Annotated in this window: 10 protein-coding genes; 8 read left to right on the top strand and 2 right to left on the bottom strand. The window is 75.0% G+C overall.

Annotated features, from left to right (window positions below; all coding sequences use genetic code 11):
• Positions 1-38: 38 nt before the first annotated feature.
• Positions 39-2,843 (bottom strand): flippase-like domain-containing protein, encoded by a 2,805-nt coding sequence (locus ACFVYI_RS18110; protein ID WP_387886428.1) that lies wholly within the window; start codon positions 2,841-2,843, stop codon positions 39-41.
• Between the two features lie 134 nt (positions 2,844-2,977).
• Here ACFVYI_RS18110 and ACFVYI_RS18105 point away from each other — a divergent pair, with 134 nt between their 5' ends.
• The 4 genes from ACFVYI_RS18105 to ACFVYI_RS18090 all read left to right on the top strand — a co-directional run bounded on the left by ACFVYI_RS18105 (position 2,978) and on the right by ACFVYI_RS18090 (position 11,479).
• Positions 2,978-3,322, top strand: a complete 345-nt coding sequence (locus ACFVYI_RS18105; protein ID WP_387886426.1) for an MGMT family protein — start codon at positions 2,978-2,980, stop codon at positions 3,320-3,322.
• 50 nt (positions 3,323-3,372) lie between these two features.
• Complete coding sequence (locus ACFVYI_RS18100; protein ID WP_387886424.1) at positions 3,373-6,753, top strand: ATP-dependent helicase; 3,381 nt, start codon at positions 3,373-3,375, stop codon at positions 6,751-6,753.
• Between the two features lie 77 nt (positions 6,754-6,830).
• Positions 6,831-10,076, top strand: coding sequence for a UvrD-helicase domain-containing protein (locus tag ACFVYI_RS18095; protein WP_387886421.1), 3,246 nt, complete (start codon positions 6,831-6,833; stop codon positions 10,074-10,076).
• Between the two features lie 191 nt (positions 10,077-10,267).
• Entirely contained in the window at positions 10,268-11,479 is a 1,212-nt protein-coding gene (locus ACFVYI_RS18090; RefSeq protein ID WP_387886418.1) for a PP2C family protein-serine/threonine phosphatase, read from the top strand.
• A 13-nt stretch (positions 11,480-11,492) separates the two neighbouring features.
• On the opposite strand, the gene ACFVYI_RS18085 is transcribed toward ACFVYI_RS18090, so the two are convergent.
• Positions 11,493-12,464: an endonuclease/exonuclease/phosphatase family protein gene (locus tag ACFVYI_RS18085; protein WP_387886416.1), complete on the bottom strand. Its 972-nt coding sequence runs from the start codon at positions 12,462-12,464 to the stop codon at positions 11,493-11,495.
• Positions 12,465-12,542: 78 nt separating this feature from the next.
• Between ACFVYI_RS18085 and ACFVYI_RS18080 the strand changes: the two genes are divergently transcribed.
• The 4 genes from ACFVYI_RS18080 (at position 12,543) to ACFVYI_RS18065 (ending at position 18,461) form a co-directional block, all read left to right on the top strand.
• Positions 12,543-13,184 carry a PadR family transcriptional regulator gene (locus ACFVYI_RS18080; RefSeq protein ID WP_387886414.1) on the top strand — a complete coding sequence of 214 codons (642 nt, stop codon included), beginning with the start codon at positions 12,543-12,545 and terminating at the stop codon, positions 13,182-13,184.
• A 16-nt stretch (positions 13,185-13,200) separates the two neighbouring features.
• On the top strand, positions 13,201-14,031 hold the full coding sequence (locus tag ACFVYI_RS18075; protein ID WP_387886411.1) for an ABC transporter ATP-binding protein: 831 nt from the start codon (positions 13,201-13,203) through the stop codon (positions 14,029-14,031).
• Positions 14,028-16,910 (top strand): FtsX-like permease family protein, encoded by a 2,883-nt coding sequence (locus ACFVYI_RS18070; protein ID WP_387886408.1) that lies wholly within the window; start codon positions 14,028-14,030, stop codon positions 16,908-16,910. Before ACFVYI_RS18075 ends, ACFVYI_RS18070 begins: the two co-directional genes overlap by 4 nt.
• A gap of 138 nt (positions 16,911-17,048) precedes the next feature.
• Entirely contained in the window at positions 17,049-18,461 is a 1,413-nt protein-coding gene (locus ACFVYI_RS18065; RefSeq protein ID WP_387886405.1) for a dipeptidase, read from the top strand.
• Positions 18,462-18,508: the final 47 nt, after the last annotated feature.

The following is an 18,508-nucleotide window of genomic DNA, read 5'->3' as shown; positions in this document are numbered from 1 at the left end:
CAAGGGCGCGCTGTAGGTCCGGTCCGGCCGGACCGGACCTACAGCGCGCCCTTGCGCTGGAGCACGTTGTAGGAGATCCAGCCGGGCAGGACCGGCAGCCAGAAGGTGAGCGCCCGGTAGAGGAAGACCGCCGGGGTGGCGATCGTCGGGGGCACGTCGGCGACGGTGAGCGCACCGATCAGGGCGACCTCGACCGGGCCGATGCCGCCGGGGGTGGGGATGGCCGAGCCGGCCGCGTTGGCGGTCAGGAAGACCACCGCGACCGCCGAGAAGCTGATGCTGCCGCCGAAGGCCTGCACCGAGGCGTCCAGGCACGCGGTGAAGGAGAGCGTCAGCAGCAGGATCCCGCCGAAGCCGGTGACGAGCTTGCTGGGCGTCTGCATCAGGTCGAGCATCCGGGGCACCACGCCGAAGAACAGCGACCGCAGCCGGTTCAGCACGAACCGCCGCAGCGGTGAGACGGCCGCGACCACCAGGGCGAGCACGGCGGCGGTCAGCACGCCGATGATCACCGCACGGGAGGCGGAGAGGTCCCCGTTGGTCTGGCTGCCGGTGATCAGGCCGAAGCTGAACAGCAGCAGCAGGTGCCCGGTCAGGCCGGCCAGCTGGGAGGCGCCGACCGAGGCGACCGCCTGCCCGGAGCGGATGCCGGCCTTCTGCAGGTAACGGGTGTTCAGCGCGATGCCGCCGATCGCGGCCGGCGCGACCAGCTTCACGAAGGAGCCGGCCAGCTGCGCCGCCACGGTGCGCCGGAACGGAAGCTTCTCCGGGACGAAGCCGGTCAGGCTCATCGAGGCGGCCACGTAGCTGAAGGCGGCGGCCGCGAGCGCCACGGCCGCCCAGGCCCAGTCCATCTGGGAGAGCTTGAGCTGGGCCGGCTTGATGGTGGTCAGCGCGAGGTAGGCCGCGAAGGTGAGCGCGATCACCATGATCAGGCTCTTCGGCTTCAGCCGCTCCAGCTTGGCCGTCTCGGTCGGCGCCTCGGGGGCGATCTGGAGGATCTGGCCGCGGATCCGGCTGAGCAGGTCCTCGCCGGCCACCGCGATGTCCTCCTCGGCCTGCTGCTGGGTGCGCTCGCCGGCGGCGACCTGTTCCAGCGCCTGGGCCCGGGCGGCGGTCTTCCGCTCCTTGGTGAGCTTCTTCAGGTCGACCCTGGTGGAGCGGCTCATCCCGACCGGCTGCAGCAGCGGCAGCGCCTGCGCGACCCGGTCGGCGCCGAGGACGGCGTTGGCGGTGGTCACCGCCCGCTCCGGGCCGATCCGCAGGGCGAAGGTGGTGAGCAGCTGGGCGACGTCGATGCGCAGCGTCAGGTCGGTGGCGGCGATGTCACCGCCGGAGAGGTTGACCAGGCAGGCCGCCTTCTCGTCGACGACCAGCAGCGATTCGCCGGTGAGCCGGCGGTGGGCGATCCGGCGCTCGTGCAGGGCGGCGACGGACTCCCAGAGCGAGGCCATCACCTGGTCGGTGACCTCCGCGTCCGTGAGGTCGTCCAGGATCCGGCCCTCGACGTTCTCGTAGACCAGGATCGCGGCGTCGGGGCCCAGCTCGGAGGTGGCCACCAGCTGCGGGGAGTGGGCGCCCGAGGCGGCGGCCGCGTAGGCGATCAGCGCCTCCTGCTCCAGTGCCTGGCGCAGCGACTGCGGGCTGCGGCGGACGGCCACCGAGCGCAGCCGCAGCCGCCGCCAGGCGCGGTAGAAGAAGCCGGAGGCCTGCTGCTCGCGGTCGATGATGTGGACGTCCAGCGGCGGGCCGCTCTGCTGGGCGACGTAGTAGCGGCGGGTGCCGCCGGGGGCGTCGGGGGCGCGGTGGGCGCTGGCCGGGGTGAAGCCGACCTTGCGCAGGCCGATCATCAGGTGCTGGCCGGTGGGCCGGATGTTCGGCGAGCCGATCGCGTACAGCGTGCCGTAGGCGACGGACCAGCCGATCAGCACGGTGAGCAGCAGCGACAGCGGGGTGGTGTAGCCGCCGAGCAGCTCGGTGAGCCCGCTGAAGATCACCACCACCCAGAGGGCGACCCGCCAGCGCGGACGGCTCGACATGCCGACCGCGGTCATGTAGGCGATCACCGGCGCCAGATAGCCGTGCACCGGGTCGGTGAGGGTGCCGTTGCTGTCCAGCGGCAGCCGGGTGAGGGCGTCCCGGATGTGCTCGGAGGCGCCCTCGGCGACCCACCAGTCGATGCCCAGCGAGACGCCGTAGGCGAGCACCGAGGCGAGGACGCCGTCGGCGACCCGCAGGCCGTCGCGTTTGATCAGCCGCTCGACCGCGAAGGCGAGCGGGACGGCGAGCACCGCGACGCTGGAGACCAGGCCGGTGATGGTGGAGAGCACCGGCGAGAAGCGCGGTGCGTTGGAGGCGATGTCCAGCTCGATGCCGGTGGTGGTCGAGGTCGCCACGCCGGCCAGGACGAACACGGAGACTATGCCGAGGACGCCGGCCAGGAAGCGGATCAGGTCCGACGGGCGGTGCGCGCGGGCGGCGAGCAGCGGCTCGTCGACGTCCAGGTGCGGGGTGTCGTCCAGCGACTCGTGGGCCTCGTGCCCCTCGTGCCCGCGGTGTCCTTCGGGTACCAGGAACGGCTCGGGCGCGGGGTCCGGCTCGGGCTGCCGGGCCGGGACGCCGGTCGGGGCCGGTCCGGTCGCGGGCCCGGGCACCCCGGCCACGTGGTCGGTGCCCGGGTCGGCCCCGGGGTCGGTCGGCTGCGGGGTCTTGATCGTCCGGTCCTTGATCAGGGAGACTTCCGGTGACGGCGTGGCGGCGGGCTCGCCGCCGGGGCCTGCGGGCATGGTGTCGGAGGACTCGTCGGAGTCCTCGTCCACGCCCACGTCAGCCGTCCCGGTCATCTGGTCTTGTCCTCGTATCACCACTCACCGCCCCGAAGATGGTGGCATGCCTCGGCGCCCCGTGCTGGACAGGGGCCGGATCGGGCGCGGCGGGTCGTTCGTACCGGGCCCCGTGCCGGACCGGGTGAGGAAGAATGCCGCAGGTGACGGACGCTACCGACGACGCCGGCCCGGGCGAGCTGCCGCCCTTCGCCGAACTGGTGCTCGACGTGACCGAGCGGATTCCACCCGGCCGGGTGATGACCTACGGGGACGTTGCCGAGTACCTCGGCCAGGGCGGCCCCCGGCAGGTCGGCCGGGTGATGGCCCTCTACGGCGGCTCGGTGCCCTGGTGGCGGGTGATCCGCGCGGACGGCCGGTTCCTGCCCGGGCACGAGCAGCGCGCCCTCGCCCGGTACGGCGAGGAGGGCACCCCGCTGCGCGAGCTCGCCGACCCGCCCCGGGTCGACCTGAAGCGGGCCCGCTGGGACGGCCGGTAACGCCGAACCGGGTGCGAGGACGGGAATGACGGGGCAGGATCGTAGGCTCGATGTGGACGGGCCCCGCCGCGGGCCCGTCCGCCGTTGCCCGAAGCACGACCCCCAGGACGTCCGTGAGCTCCCCCTACCGTCTGGTGCGCAGCCCCCTCGCGCTCCCCACCCCGCCCGTGCTGGACGAGTACCAGCGGGCCGTGGTGGAGCACGCGGGCGGCCCGCTGCTGGTGCTCGCAGGGCCCGGGACGGGCAAGACCACCACGCTGGTGGAGGCCGTCGCCCGGCGGATCGAGCGCGGTACCGACCCCGAGCGGATCCTGGTGCTGACCTTCAGCCGCAAGGCCGCGATGGAACTGCGCGACCGGATGTCCGGCCGCCTCGGCGCCTCGGCCCCCGCCCCGCAGGCCACCACCTTCCACTCCTTCTGCTACGCCCTGCTCCGGGCCCACCAGGACCCGCAGGACTACGCCGAGCCGCTGCGGCTGCTCTCCGGCCCCGAGCAGGACGTCATGGTCCGCGAGCTGCTGGCCGGCGGCGCCGAGGACGCCCGGCACGGCCGGGGCCGGATCGGCTGGCCGCTCGACCTGCGGGCCTGCCTGACCACCCGCGGCTTCGCCGACGAAGTCCGCGCCGTGCTCGCCCGCAGCCGGGAGCTGGGCCTCGGCGAGGCCGAGCTGCGGCGCTTCGCCGAGGGGGTGCAGCGCCCGGACTGGGCGGCCGCCGCCCACTTCCTGGCCGACTACCTGGACGTCCTGGACCTGCGCGGGGTGCTCGACTACGCCGAGCTGGTCCACCGCGCGGTGCTGCTCGCCGAGCGCCCCGAGGTGGGCGAGCGGCTGCGGCAGCGCTACGAGGTGGTCTTCGTCGACGAGTACCAGGACACCGACCCCTCGCAGGTCCGGCTGCTGCGCCAGCTGTCCGGCGGCGGGCGGGAGCTGGTCGCCGTCGGCGACCCGGACCAGTCGATCTACGCGTTCCGCGGCGCCGACATCAACGGCATCCTGGAGTTCCCGCAGACCTTCCGGCAGGCCGGCGGCGCTCCCGCCGAGGTCAAGGTGCTGCGGGTCTCCCGCCGCTCCGGTGCCGTCCTGCTCGCCGCCTCCCGCGAACTGGCCCGGCGGATGCCGATGGGCCGGCTGCCGGCCGACAAGCTCGCCCAGCACCGTGCCCTGCTGCCCTCCCGCGAGGGCGGCCGGGTCGAGGTGTACACCTATCCGACCCCGGGCACCGAGCTGGACTCGATCGCCGACCTGCTGCGCCGCGCCCACCTGGAGGACGGTGTGCCGTGGGGTGAGATGGCGGTGCTGGTCCGGGCCGGCGGCCGGTCCATCCCCGGCGTGCGGCGGGCGCTCGGCGCGGCCGGCGTCCCGCTGGAGATCGACGGTGACGACCTGCCGCTGCGCGAGGAACCCGCCGTCGCCCAGCTGCTGCTCGCCCTGCGGGTCTGCGCCGAGCAGGCCGCCCGGGACAGGCACGACCGCGACCGCGGCCCCGACCCGCTCACCACCGAGCTCGCCCACACCCTGCTCACCGGCCCGCTCGGCGGCCTGGACGGCTCCGACCTGCGCCGCCTCGGCCGGGCCCTGCGCGAGGAGGAGCGGGCCGCGCTGCGCGCCGACGGGCGCGGCGGCGCGGTGCCCCGCCCGGCCGAGGAGCTGATCCGCGAGGCCCTCGCCGAGCCCGAGCGGCTGATCGCCCTCGACCCCTCCCACGCCCGGCGCGCCCGCGACCTCGGCACCCTGCTGCGCAAGGTCCGCGAACGCCTCGCCGGCGGCTGCACCGCGGAGGACGCGCTCTGGGAGCTCTGGGACGGCAGCCGGCGCTGGCGCGAGCGCCTGGAGCGGGCCGCGCTGCGCGGCGGCGCCGCCGGCCGCAACGCCGATCGGGACCTCGACGCGCTCTGCGCCCTGTTCGAGACCGCCGCCCGCGCCGAGGAGCAGGTCACCGGCCACCGCAGCGCCCTCGACCTGCTCGCCGAGCTGGAGGCCCAGGACATCGCGGCGGACACCCTCACCGTGCGGGCCGTCCGCCCCGACGCCGTCCGGCTGATGACCGCGCACCGCTCCAAGGGCCTGGAGTGGCGGGTGGTCGTGGTGGCCGGCGTCCAGGACGGCCTCTGGCCGGACCTGCGCCGCCGCGGCTCGCTGCTGGAGGCCGACCGGATCGGCCGCGACGGCCTCGCCGAGCCGCTCTCCCCGGGCGCCCTGCTCGGCGAGGAGCGCCGGCTCTTCTACGTCGCCGCGACCCGGGCCAAGGAGCGGCTGATCGTCACCGCCGTCAAGGCGCCCGCCGACGACGGCGACGAGCCGTCCCGCTTCCTGCGCGAGCTCTACCGCGAGGACGTCGACCCGAGGACCGGCAAGGTGGTGCGCCGCACCCCGCCGGTCACCGTCGAGGACGTCACCCACCGACCGCGCCGCCCGCTGTCCGTCCCCGCGCTGGTCGCCGAGCTGCGCGCGGTCACCGTCGACCCGGCCCGGTCGCCCGAGCTGCGCCGCGCCGCCGCCGAGCGGCTCGCCACCCTGGCACTGGCCGCCGACGAGGACGGCCTGCCGCTGGTGCCGGCCGCCCACCCCGACCGCTGGTGGGGCCTGGACGACGCCACCGCCGCCCCCGAACCGCTGCGCAGCGCCGACCTGCCGGTCCGGCTCTCCGGCAGCGGCCTGGAGCAGCTGGAGAACTGCTCGCTGCAGTGGTTCCTGGACAAGGAGGTCAAGGCGCGCGGCGCCGGTTCGGCCGCCCAGGGCTTCGGCAACGTGGTGCACGCCCTGGCCGACGAGGTCGGCTCCGGCCGCGCCCCCGCCGACCTCGCCGTGCTGATGGAGCGCCTGGACACGGTCTGGGACGCGCTGGCCTTCGACGCGCCCTGGAAGTCCCAGCAGGAGAAGACCGAGGCCCGGGCCGCCCTGGAGCGCTTCCTCAACTGGCACGTCCTGCAGCGCGGCCGCGACGTGGTCGCCACCGAGCACGGCTTCGACGTCACGCTGGACGTCGGCGGCGTCTCGGTGCGGATCCGCGGCTCGATGGACCGGGTGGAGAAGGACGAGGCCGGCCGGGCCTACGTGGTGGACTTCAAGACCGGCAAGGAGGCACCGACCGACAAGTCGCTGCCCGAGCACAAGCAGCTCGCGGTCTACCAGCTCGCCGTCCGGGCCGGGGCGCTCAACGAGCTGCCCGGCTTCGACGGCCGCGTCCCCGAGCCGGGCGGTGCCGAGCTGGTGCAGCTGCGCAAGCCCGACAAGGCCGTTCCGGACGCGCCCAAGGTGCAGCGCCAGGATCCGCCGGAGGGCGAGCCGTGGATCGAGAACCTGTTGGCCGACGCCGCCGGGCGGGTGCTCGCCGAGCGCTTCGTGCCGCAGACCGGCGGCGGCTGCGACCGCTGCTCGTTCCGCCGCAGCTGCTCGGCCCAGCGCGACGGCGCGCAGGTGGTGGAGTGAGCGCGGGCGTGTGGGGGTTCCCACAGTGGGCCGGGCGAGGGGCCCGGACTGTCGGCGGGGCCCGTTAACGTTGCGGGGTGACCGCCGCGCTCAGCCACCCCGACCAGCTCAAGGAGCTGCTGGGCATCCCGTTCAACCGGGAGCAGATGGCGGCCATCGGCGCTCCGCTGGAGCCGGCCGTGATCGTGGCCGGGGCGGGCTCCGGCAAGACCACGGTGATGGCGGCCCGGGTGGTCTGGCTGGTCGGGTCCGGCGCCGTCCGGCCGGAGGAGGTGCTCGGCCTCACCTTCACCAACAAGGCCGCCGGGGAGCTCGCCGAACGCGTCCGCGCGGCGCTGCGCCTGGGCGGGCTGGGGGTGCTCGGCGCCGAGGGCCGGGAGGGCGTGGCCCAAGCGGCCGGGGAGCCGCTCGGCGAGCCGGAGATCTCCACCTACCACGCCTTCGCCGGCCGCCTGCTCAAGGAGCACGGCCTGCGGATCGGCATCGAACCGGACGTGCGGCTGCTCGCCGACGCCACCCGCTTCCAGCTCGCCGCCAAGGTGCTGCGCACCGCGCGCGGCCCCTTCCCGGCCCTCACCGGCACCTTCGCCAACCTGGTCGCCGACCTGATCGCCCTGGACGGCGAGCTCGCCGAGCACCTGGTCGAGCCGGAGACGCTGCGCGCCTTCGACGAGGAACTGCTCGACACCCTCGCCACCACCAGGCTCACCAACGACGACCTGCGGGCCGTGCCGGTCACCGCCCGGGCCCGGCTGGAGCTGCTGCGCCTGGTGGAGGAGTACCGCCGGCGCAAGGCCGCGGCCGGGCTGATGGACTTCGGCGACCAGATAGCCGCCGCCGCCCGGCTCGCGCAGCAGCGCCCCGAGGTCGGCGAACTGCTCCGCGGCCAGTACCGGGTGGTGCTGCTCGACGAGTACCAGGACACCTCGGTCGCGCAGCGGCTGATGCTCGCCGGCCTGTACGGCGCCGGCCCCCGGGGGCGGGGCACCGGCCACCCCGTCACCGCGGTCGGTGACCCCTGCCAGGCGATCTACGGCTGGCGCGGCGCCTCGGTCGCCAACCTGGACGACTTCCCCCGGCACTTCCCGAAGGCCGACGGCTCCGACGCGGCCCGCTACTCGCTCAGCGAGAACCGCCGCAGCGGCGGCCGGCTGCTCGCCTTCGCCAACGAGCTGGCCGAGCCGCTGCGCGCGATGCACGAGGGCGTCGAGGCGCTGCGCCCCGCCCCCGGCGCCGAGCAGGAGGGCTACGTCCGGGCCGCGCTGCTGCCCACCCACGCCGGGGAGATCGACTGGCTGGCCGACTCGATCGCCCACCTGGTCCGCACCGGCACCGCCCCCGGCCGGATCGCCGTGCTCTGCCGGGGCGGCGCGGCCTTCCCCGACATCCACGCGGCGCTGGTCGCCCGGGAGGTGCCGGTCGAGGTGGTCGGCCTCGGCGGCCTGCTGCAACTGCCCGAGGTGGCCGACCTGGTGGCGGCCTGCGAGGTGCTGCAGGACCCGACCGCCAACGCGGCGCTGGTCCGGCTGCTGATCGGCCCGCGCTGGCGGATCGGCCCGCGCGACCTGGCCCTGCTCGGCCGACGCGCCGCCGAACTGGTCCGCACCGCCCGGCCCGAGGGCGTCGAGGCGCTGGCCGCCGCCGTCGCCGAGGCCGACCCGACCGAGGTGGTCTCGCTGGCCGACGCGCTGGAGACCTTCCTGGACCCCGCCGACCAGAGCGACGAGCTGCTGTTCTCCGCCGAGGCCCGGCTGCGCTTCGCCCGGCTCGCCCGGGAGCTGCGCGAGCTGCGCCGCTCGCTCGCCGAGCCGTTGATGGACGTGCTGCACCGGGTGCTCGCCGTCACCGGCCTGGAGGTCGAACTCGCCGCCTCCCCGCACGCACTGGCCGCCCGCCGCCGGGAGACCCTGCACGCCTTCCTGGACGTCGCGGCCGGCTTCGCCGATCTGGACGGCGACCCGGGCCTGTCGGCCTTCCTCGGCTTCCTGCGCGCCGCCCAGGAGTACGAGCGCGGTCTGGACAGCAGCCTGCCCGGCGGGGAGGACACCGTGAAGGTGCTCACCGCGCACAAGTCCAAGGGCCTGGAGTGGGACGTCGTCGCCGTGCCCGGCCTGGTCAAGGGCGCCTTCCCGTCGTCCGGCGCGCGCGAGCGCTGGACCAGCACCAAGCGGGTGCTCCCGCACGCCCTGCGCGGGGACGCGGCCACCCTGCCCGATGTGCGCGGGGGGTGGAACGGCAAGTCCATGGCGGGCTTCAAGGCGGCGCTCGCCGAGCACTCGGGCACCGAGGAGCTGCGCCTGGGCTACGTCGCCTTCACCCGGCCGCGTTCGCTGCTGCTGGCGTCCGGGCACTGGTGGGGCCCGAGCCAGAAGACCGTGCGCGGCCCGTCCGCCTTCCTGGAGGCGCTGCGGGCGCACTGCGAGCAGCCCGGCGCGGGCGAGCTGGAGCACTGGGCCGAGCAGCCGCCGAAGGGCGCCGAGAACCCGGCGCTGGCCGCGCCCGTCGAGCGGCCCTGGCCGCTGCCGCTGGATCCGGCGGCCCAGCACGCCCGCCGCCGGGTCGCCGAGGTGGTGCACCGCCGCCTCGCCGGGCAGCCCGCCCCCGAGCCGGAGCCGATGGCCGCCGAGGACCGCCGCCAGGTCGAGTCCTGGGACCGCGATCTCACCGCGCTGGTCGGTGAGTTGGAGCGGTCCCGGCGCAGCGTGCGGGAGGTGCCGCTGCCCGCCGCGCTCTCCGCCACCCAGCTGCAGCGGCTGGCCGCCGATCCGGACGGCTTCGCGCACGACCTGGCCCGTCCGATGCCGCGCCCGCCGCAGCCCGCCGCCCGCCGGGGCACCCGCTTCCACGCCTGGGTGCAGTCCCGGATCGAGCCGCTGATGCTGATCGAGCCGGGCGCGCTGCCGGGTGCGGACGACGACGGCATCGAGGACGAGCAGGATCTGGAACGGCTCAAGGAGGCGTTCCTGCGCTCGCCGTACGCGAACCGGACCCCGTTGCGGGTCGAGGCGCCGTTCCAGCTGGTGCTGGCGGGCCGGGTGGTGCGCGGCCGGATCGATGCGGTCTACCGCGAGGGTGACGGCCGGTCAGAATCGGGCGGCGCGTCACGCTATGAAGTGGTGGACTGGAAGACGCACCGCGAGGAGACCGCGGATCCGCTCCAGCTCGCCGTCTACCGGGTCGCCTGGGCCGAACAGTTGGGCGTTCCGCTGGAGCAGGTCACGGCGTCGTTCCTGTACGTCCGCAGCGGTCGGATCGAACAACCCGCAGGACTTCCCGACCGAAAAGAGTTGGAACGGCTCCTGATCGGGAACAGTGAAGAATGAGTCACGGAGAGCATTCAAGTCATCACGGCAGCGGGCGAAACCTGTGCGTAGTGCACGTTTCGTGCCTATTGTGGGGTCGGTAACCGGTCAACCCCCGTGCTCCGGCCGCCAGCGAGGCCCGCATTCCCCAACCCTCAGTCATCACCGCAGGTGCCCACGGGCATCGGCGTCTTCTGCTGGAGAGACCGAAGTTGAGCGCGACCGGATGGATCAGAGAGCGGTTCGCCGGGCCGACCCCGGGGACCGCTCCGGGCACGACCGGCACCTGGCCGAGGACGGCGCTCGCGCTGCCGTTCATCGGCATGGCGCTGGTCGTCTCCCTCGACTACGTCAGCAACACCGAGGTGACGGTCGAGCCGGCCCTCACCGCCGTCCCCGCGCTGGCCGCCGTGGTCAGCCGCCGGACTTGGTACCCGCTCGCCATCGGCCTCTGCACCGAGGCCGTGGCCTTCCTGATGGCCGCCTACAGCGGCTCGCTCGGCGAGTCCGTGCACAGCGCCACCGTGTTCGCCGTCGTGCTGGTCGCCGCGATCGGCTGGGTCAGCGCCACCCTGCGGCTGCGCCAGGAGAAGGCGCTCGCCGACGCCCAGCTGGTCGCCTCGATCGCCCGCCGGGTGCTGCTGCGGCCCGTCCCCGAGCGGGTCGGCACCGTCCGGGCCGCCGTCCACTACGAAGCCGCCGCCGCGCACGCCCGGATCGGCGGCGACCTCTACGAGGTGGTCAACACCCGGCACGGGGTCCGGGCCGTGGTCGGTGACGTCCGGGGCAAGGGGCTCGGCGCGGTGGAGACCGCCGCCGCCGTGCTCGGCGCCTTCCGCGAGGCCGCTCACCAGGAGCCGGCGCTGGACCGGGTGGCCGGCTGGCTCGCCGTCAGCCTCGACCGGGCCCTGCACGAGAACGACCACCCCGGTGTGGAGGAGGAGTTCGTCACCCTGGTGCTGATCGGGGTCCGGCCCGACGGCATCGCCGAGATCGTCAACTGCGGCCACCCCTCGCCGCTGCTGCTGCGGGGCGCCGAGCCGGTCCGACCGCTGGAGCTCGCCGAGACGGTGCCCCCGCTCGGTGTCCTCGACCCGGTCGACGTCCGGCCGCCCGTGCACGAGGTCCCGCTGCGGCAGGGGGACCGCGTCCTGCTCTTCACCGACGGCGTCATCGAGGCCCGCGACCGGGCCGGGGTCTTCTACCCGCTCGCCGAGCGGCTGCCGCACTGTGCGGACGGCCGCCCGGCGGACGTCCTGCAGCGCCTGCACGAGGACGTGGTCCGCCACGTCGGCCGCCAGCTCGGCGACGACGCGGCGATGCTGCTGCTCCAGTACGACCCTCCCCCGGCCGCCGGCCAGGGGGACTCCCGCAACGCCGGGTCCCGGCTGCCGCACCAGAACGGCGCGTTGACCCGGCACTGAGGCGCGACCGCCGTCAGAGCGCGACCTCCACCACCAGGGGGCGGTGGTCGGACACCCCCGTCCGCGGGGCGGCGGCCGGGCCGACGGCACTGCGCGGCACGCCCACCGCCAGCACGTGGTCGAACTGCACGGCCGGCCGGTGCGAGGGGTAGGTGGGCGTGCGCGCCAGGTCGTACCAGCCCTGGAGCCGGGCCCGGGGCTCCCGCACCCGCCGCCGGCGCGGCTCGATCAGCGTCGGCCGGGCCCGTCGGGCCGCCCGCAGTTCGCGCACCCGTGCCCGGGGGGCGGTCCGGTCCAGCGCGGTGGCCCCGCCCAGCACCGTCCGGGGCACCGCGCCGATCAGGTTGAAGTCCCCCAGGACCAGGTACGGCTGCGGCAGGTCGGCGATCCAGCGCCGGATCCCCGCCAGCTGCGCCATGTTCCAGCCCGGCACGAACGACAGGTGCGCCGCCACCACCGTGAACGGCCCGCGTTCGCCCTCCAGTACGGCCGCCAGCGCCGCCCGCGGCTCGTCCGGGACGGGCGTGAGCCCGCGCCGCCCGGCGACCCGCAGCGGCAGTCCGAACGGGGCCGGGGCGAACCTCCGGGCCCGCCAGTGGATCACCGGCAGCCGGGTCAGCAGCGCGGTGCCGTAGGAGGGCGGTGCGTCGTCGCCGACCTCGTTGGGCCCGTACACCTGGAGTCCGGCGGGCACCGAGGGCTCCGGCACCCAGCCGGCCACCGGCGCGGGTCGCCCGTGCAGCGCGGCGGCGAACCGCCAGTCCGCGGCGCCCATCGCCTTGGCGGCGACGGCCGTCTGGTCGGTGCCGCCGGAGCGGGCCTGGTAGCGGTCCACCTCCTGGATCGCGAGCACGTCGGCGTCCAGCGCGGCCACCGCCTCGGCCAACGGTTCGCCGGCGTCGGCGGGGTAGGGCCGCGGAGCGCCGTCCGGGGCGAGCGGCTGACCGTGCAACAGATTGAAGGTGGCGATGCGCAACTGGCTCACACCGCACGACGGTACCCGCTCGTCGGGGGAGGGGGCGCGGCTTGAGCCTGCCGGACATACCGGGTATACATACTCGGTATGTCCATCCGTCACGGTCTGCTCGCCCTGCTCGACCAGGGCCCGCGCTACGGCTACCAGCTGCGCACCGAGTTCGAGGCACGCACCGGCGCCACCTGGCCGCTCAACGTCGGCCAGGTCTACACCACCCTGTCCCGCCTGGAGCGTGACGGCCTGGTCGAGCCCGCCGGGGAGGACGACGAGGGCCACCAGTTCTACGCCGCCACCGAGGCCGGCCGGACGGAGCTGCGGGCCTGGTTCGACACCCCGGTGCCCCGGACCAACCCGCCCCGCGACGAGCTGGCGATCAAGCTGGCCATGGCGGTCACCGTCCCCGGGGTGGACGTGCCCGCGGTCGTCCAGGGCCAGCGCCGCCACAGCGTGAAGGCGCTCCAGGACTACACCCGGCTCAAGGCCCGCGCCCTGACCGGCGAGGCCCGCCCCGGCGGCTCCGGCCAGCCGGCCGGCCCCGGTGCCGACCTCGCCTGGCTGCTCGTCCTCGAACAGCTGATCTTCCAGACCGAGGCCGAGATCCGCTGGCTCGACCACTGCGAGACCCGGCTCGCCAAGCACGCCGAGATCGAACAGGCCAGGGCCGCCGAGGCCCCCCGGGCCGACCCCGCGGCCGACCGGCCCGGGCGGCGGCGCCGTACCAAGGCCTGAACTCCTTACGGACCTCATGAACCACGGCCCGGCCGCCGACCGCGACCCCGGGCCCAGAACAGCAGGGGGAAGCGTGTCCCACACCGATCCGAGCAGGCGCGGCACCGAACCGGTGCTGCACCTGGACAACGTCACCCGGGTGCACGGCCAGGGCGCGGCCGAGGTGCAGGCCCTGCGCGGGGTGGACCTCAAGGTGCACCCCGGCGAGTTCGTCGCCGTGATGGGCCCCTCCGGCTCCGGCAAGTCGACCCTGCTGACCCTCGCCGGCGGCCTGGACACCCCGAGTGGCGGCCAGGTCCTGGTCGAGGGCGTCGTGCTGGGCGGCCTCAGCCGCAAGAAGCTCGCCGAGGTCCGCCGGCGTTCGGTCGGCTACGTGTTCCAGGACTACAACCTGATACCGGCCCTCACCGCCGCCGAGAACATCTCGCTGCCGCGCGAGCTCGACGGTCTCTCCGGCCGTGCCGCCCGCCGCGAGGCGCTGACCGCGCTGGAGGAGCTCGGCATCCCCGAGCTCGCCGACCGCTTCCCCGACGACATGTCCGGCGGCCAGCAGCAGCGCGTCGCCATCGCCCGCGCGCTGATCGGCGACCGCCGCCTCGTCCTCGCCGACGAGCCCACCGGCGCCCTCGACTCCACCACCGGTGAATCCGTCCTGGCCGTCCTGCGCGCGCGCTGCGACGCCGGCGCCGCCGCGATGATGGTCACCCACGAACCCCGGCACGCCGCCTGGGCCGACCGCGTGGTCTTCCTCCGCGACGGCCGCATGGTCGACGAGAGCATCAGCCAGGACGCCGGCAGCCTGCTCGTCTCCGCGGCCACCAACGCGAAGGGCCCGGTGGCGGAGTGAGGCTCAGCGCCTGGCGGGTCGCTCTGCGGATCGCCCGCCGAGACGCCCTGCGTGCCAAGGGCCGCAGCGCCCTCGTCGTGGCCATGGTCGCGTTGCCCGTCCTCGGCGTCACCGGCGCCGACGTGGTCTTCCGCAGCGCCGAGCTCGACCCCGCCGAGCGGATCGTCCGCACCATGGGCCACTCCGACGCCGAGATCCGGCTGATCGAACGCGGCTCGATCGTCCTGCAGGCACCGGACCCCGAGGAGTCCTTCGACCTCACGGGCGTCGAGGACGCCAAGCCGGCGAACGGACAGCCGACGTACACGCCCGAGCAGCGCCGCAGCCTGGACACCGCGCCCGTCGACCTCGTCGGGCAACTGCTCCCGGCCGGCGCCACGCTCGTCCCGCTGCGCCAGGGCCCGTACACCCCGACCAGCACCGCCGAGGGCCTGCTCAGCGTGCAGACCGTCGAGGCCGACCTCGCCGACCCGGTCTGGCAGGGCCGGATCAACGTGGTCGGGGGCCGCGCCCCGAGCGCCGCCCACGAGGTCGCCGCCACCCGGGACTTCCTCGACCGCTCCGGCCTCAAGCTCGGGGACCGCACCTCCCCGCGGGGCCTGGAGGCGACCCCCTTCACCATCACCGCCGTCGCCGAGTACCCCGGCGACCTGCGGGCCACCGGGCTGATCGCCCGCCCCGGCGGGCTGGTCGACCAGCTGATGAAGCTGCCCGGCGCCGACCGGGGCATGGGGCGCTCCGAGGTGGGGGAGACCACCCGTTGGCTGGTCAAGCTCCCCGCCGGGGCCGTGATCGACTGGCCCAAGGTGACGGAGCTCAACAAGTACGGCTTCACCGTCGCCTCCCGCGCCGTCCTGCTCGACCCGCCGGCCCGCTCCGAGGTGCCGCTCTACGCCCAGAAGGGCCAGGACAGCGACGGGACCCGGTACTTCGACCGGACCTCCATCGTCATCCTCGCCACCGTCATGGGCATGGCGCTGCTGGAGATCGTGCTGCTCGCGGGCCCCGCCTTCGCCGTCGGGGCCCGGCGGTCCCGGCGCCAGCTCGGACTGCTCGCCGCCGGTGGCGGTAACCGGGCCGACGTCCGCGCGGTCGTCCTCGGCGGCGGCGTCGTCCTCGGCGTGACCGGCGCGGCCCTCGGCCTGGCCCTCGGCGTCGGCCTGGTCGCGCTGCTGCGCACCCGGGCCGAGAACTACTCCGGAGAGCGCTTCGGCCACTTCGACCTCCAGCCGGTCGACCTGCTCGGCGTCCTCGGCATCGGCCTGGTCACCGGCCTGCTCGCGGCCGTCGTCCCGGCCGTCCAGGCCTCCCGGCAGGATGTCGTCGCCGCGCTCACCGGCCGCGACTCGCTCAAGCCGCCGAGCCGCAAGCTCGCCCTGCTCGGCCTGCTGATGCTGGCCGGCGGCGCCGCGCTCGCGCTGCTCGGCGCGACCAGCGGCTTCGGCAACCGCAGCACGGCCGTGCTCGGCGGCTCGATGATCGCCGAACTCGGCATGGTCGCCCTGACGCCCTACCTGGTCGGCCTGTTCGGCCGGATCGGCCGCTGGTTGCCGCTCGGCCCGCGCCTCGCGCTGCGCGACTCGGTCCGCCACCGCGGGCGCACCGCCCCCGCCGTCGCCGCGGTGATGGCCGCCGTCGCCGGCTCCGTCGCCGTCGGCATCTACACCGCCAGCAGCGACGAGCAGAACCGGCGGGAGTACGTCGCCGCCGCCCCGGCCAACGCGGTCACGCTGAGCAGCGGCTGGGGAGCGGCCGCCGACGGCAAGCTGCTGCCCCAGCTGCGCGGCGCCGTCGAGACCAACATCCCCGACCTCGGCCCCCGCGCCGACGTGCAGAAGGTCGGCCTCAAGGGCGACTGCGACCCCATGCACGGCAACTGCGGCTACGTCGGCACCAAGATGCCGCCGGAACGGCGCTGCCCGCTGTTCGAGAAGGACAGCGACTCCATCCCCTACGCGGAGTCCCTCCGGCTCCGCAAGGAGGACGCGCGCTGCAAGGACAACAGCTCCTACTGGGTCAATCCGTTCAGCGCCGTGGTCGCGGCGGACGCCACCCTGCTGCACAACCTGTTCGGCGTGACCGACCAGGCGGCCGACCAGGCGCTGGCCGCGGGCAAGGCCGTCGTGTTCGACCCCCGGTACGTCAAGGACGGCAAGCTCATCGTCAGCGTGACCGAGCCGCAGGCCCCGGAGAGCTCGCAGTCGGGGCCGCTGCACGAGGCGCCCAGCCGCGAGATCACCGTCGACGCCGTGCTGGTCACCACGGTGACCCCGACCGCCGGTCAGGCGGTGATGAGCCCGGACACCGCCCACCGGCTCGGGCTGGGCACGAGTGACGCCGGCTCGGTCTGGCTGCCCGCCCGGGCGCCGTCCGACGGCGCCGAGCAGAAGGCGGCGGGTGCGATCGAGAAGCTCGCCGACGGCACCCGGTTCGCCGTCGAGCGCGGGTTCCAGTCCGACCACGACCTGATCAGCCTCGGCCTGACCGCCTTCGCCGCCCTGGTCGCGCTCGGCGCCGCCGGGATCGCCACCGGCCTCGCCGCCGCCGACTCGCAGCGCGACCTGACCACCCTCGCGGCGGTCGGCGCCGCACCGCGGATCCGCCGCAGCCTCTCCGGCTTCCAGTGCGGGGTGATCGCCGCGATGGGCACGCTGCTGGGCGTCGTCGCCGGGGTGGTGCCGGCGGTGGCCCTGCGCAAGGTGGAGGGCGTGGCGGTCTCCTACCCGGGCATGCCCCCGGAGGAGGCGGCCGACCGCAGCGTCGTCGTCTTCCCCTGGCTCAACGTCGGCGTCACCGTGATCGTCCTGCCGCTGCTCGCGGTGGCACTGGCCACGCTGCTCACCCGCTCGCGGATCTCGCTGCTGCGCCGCTCCGGCTGACAGCCCGCTCCCCGTGTCCCCGTCACCCCCGGCCGTCGCCCCCGTGCGGCCGGGGGTGACGGACGTTACAGGCCCTCCGGCGCCCGGTGGCCGGACGGCCGGGGCGGGCACCCGCACGGGCGAACTAAAGTCGTCCGTATGACGAGAACCCCGGACAGCGTCGTCCGCTCCTTCATCGACCGGCACCAGGCCACGTTCCTGGCCGACCTCTCCGACTGGCTCCGCATCCCCTCGGTCTCCGCCGACCCCGAGCGGGTCGGCGACGTCCGCCGCTCCGCCGAGTGGCTGGCCGCGAAGCTGCGCGAGACCGGGTTCCCGGCGGTGGAGGTCTGGGAGACGGACGGCCTGCCGGCGGTGTTCGCCGAGTGGCCGTCCGGGGACTCGTCCGCGCCGACCGTGCTGGTCTACGGCCACCACGACGTGCAGCCGGCCGCCAAGGAGGACGGCTGGGCGACGGAGCCCTTCGAGCCGACCGTGGTCGGCTCGCAGCTGTTCGCGCGAGGGGCCGCCGACGACAAGGGGCAGGTGTTCTTCCACACGCTCGGGGTCCGTGCCCACCTGGCCGCCACCGGGCGGACCGCGCCGGCCGTCAACCTCAAGCTGCTGATCGAGGGGGAGGAGGAGTCCGGTTCGCCGCACTTCCCCGCCCTGGTCCGCCGCGAGGCCGCGCGGCTGGCCGCCGATGTGGTGATCATCTCGGACACCGGGATGTGGTCCGAGACCACGCCGACGGTCTGTACCGGCATGCGGGGCCTGGCCGACGCCCAGATCGACCTCCACGGCCCGGACAGCGACATCCACTCCGGTTCCTTCGGCGGCGCCGTCCCCAACCCGGCGGCGGTGGCGGCCGAGCTGGCCGCCGCGCTGCACGACGAGGACCGCCGGGTGGCCGTCCCGGGCTTCTACGACGGCGTGATCGAGCTGACCGCGCGCGAGCGCGAGCTCTTCGCCGAGCTGCCCTTCGACGAGGGGCAGTGGCTGAAGGTCGCCAAGTCCCACGGCACCCTCGGCGAGGTCGGCTACTCGACCCTGGAGCGGGTCTGGGCCCGGCCGACCGCCGAGGTGAACGGCATCTGGGGCGGCTACACCGGCCCCGGCGGCAAGACCATCGTGCCGTCCTCGGCGCACCTCAAGCTCTCCTTCCGACTGGTGGCCGGCCAGGAGGTGGAGCGGGTCCAGGAGGCCGTCCGGTCCTGGGTGGCGGCGCGGGTGCCCGAGGGCATCCGGTACGAGCTGGAGTTCCCCGGGGCCACCCGGCCGTGCCTGACCCCGCTGGACCACCCGGCGCTGCAGTCCACCGTCCGGGCGATGGAGCGGGCCTTCGGGCAGCGGATCCTGTTCACCCGTGAGGGTGGCTCCGGCCCGGCCGCCGAGCTCCAGGACGTGCTCGGCGCGCCGGTGCTCTTCCTCGGCGTCTCGGTGCCCTCGGACGGCTGGCACTCGGTCGACGAGAAGGTCGAACTCGACCTGCTGGCCAAGGGCGTGGAGACGACCGCCTACCTCTGGGCCGACCTGGCCGAGAACTTCCGGCCGGGCGACGGGGCGGCGTGAAGGCCACGGGGCGCCTCCCGCGGCCCGTTCCGGCAGACAGACCACTC

Source organism: Kitasatospora sp. NPDC058218 (assembly GCF_042882445.1).
Classification (GTDB): Bacteria; Actinomycetota; Actinomycetes; order Streptomycetales; family Streptomycetaceae; genus Kitasatospora.
The sequence above is the reverse complement of the archived record's forward strand: the minus strand, read 5'-3'. Positions and strand labels throughout refer to the sequence as shown.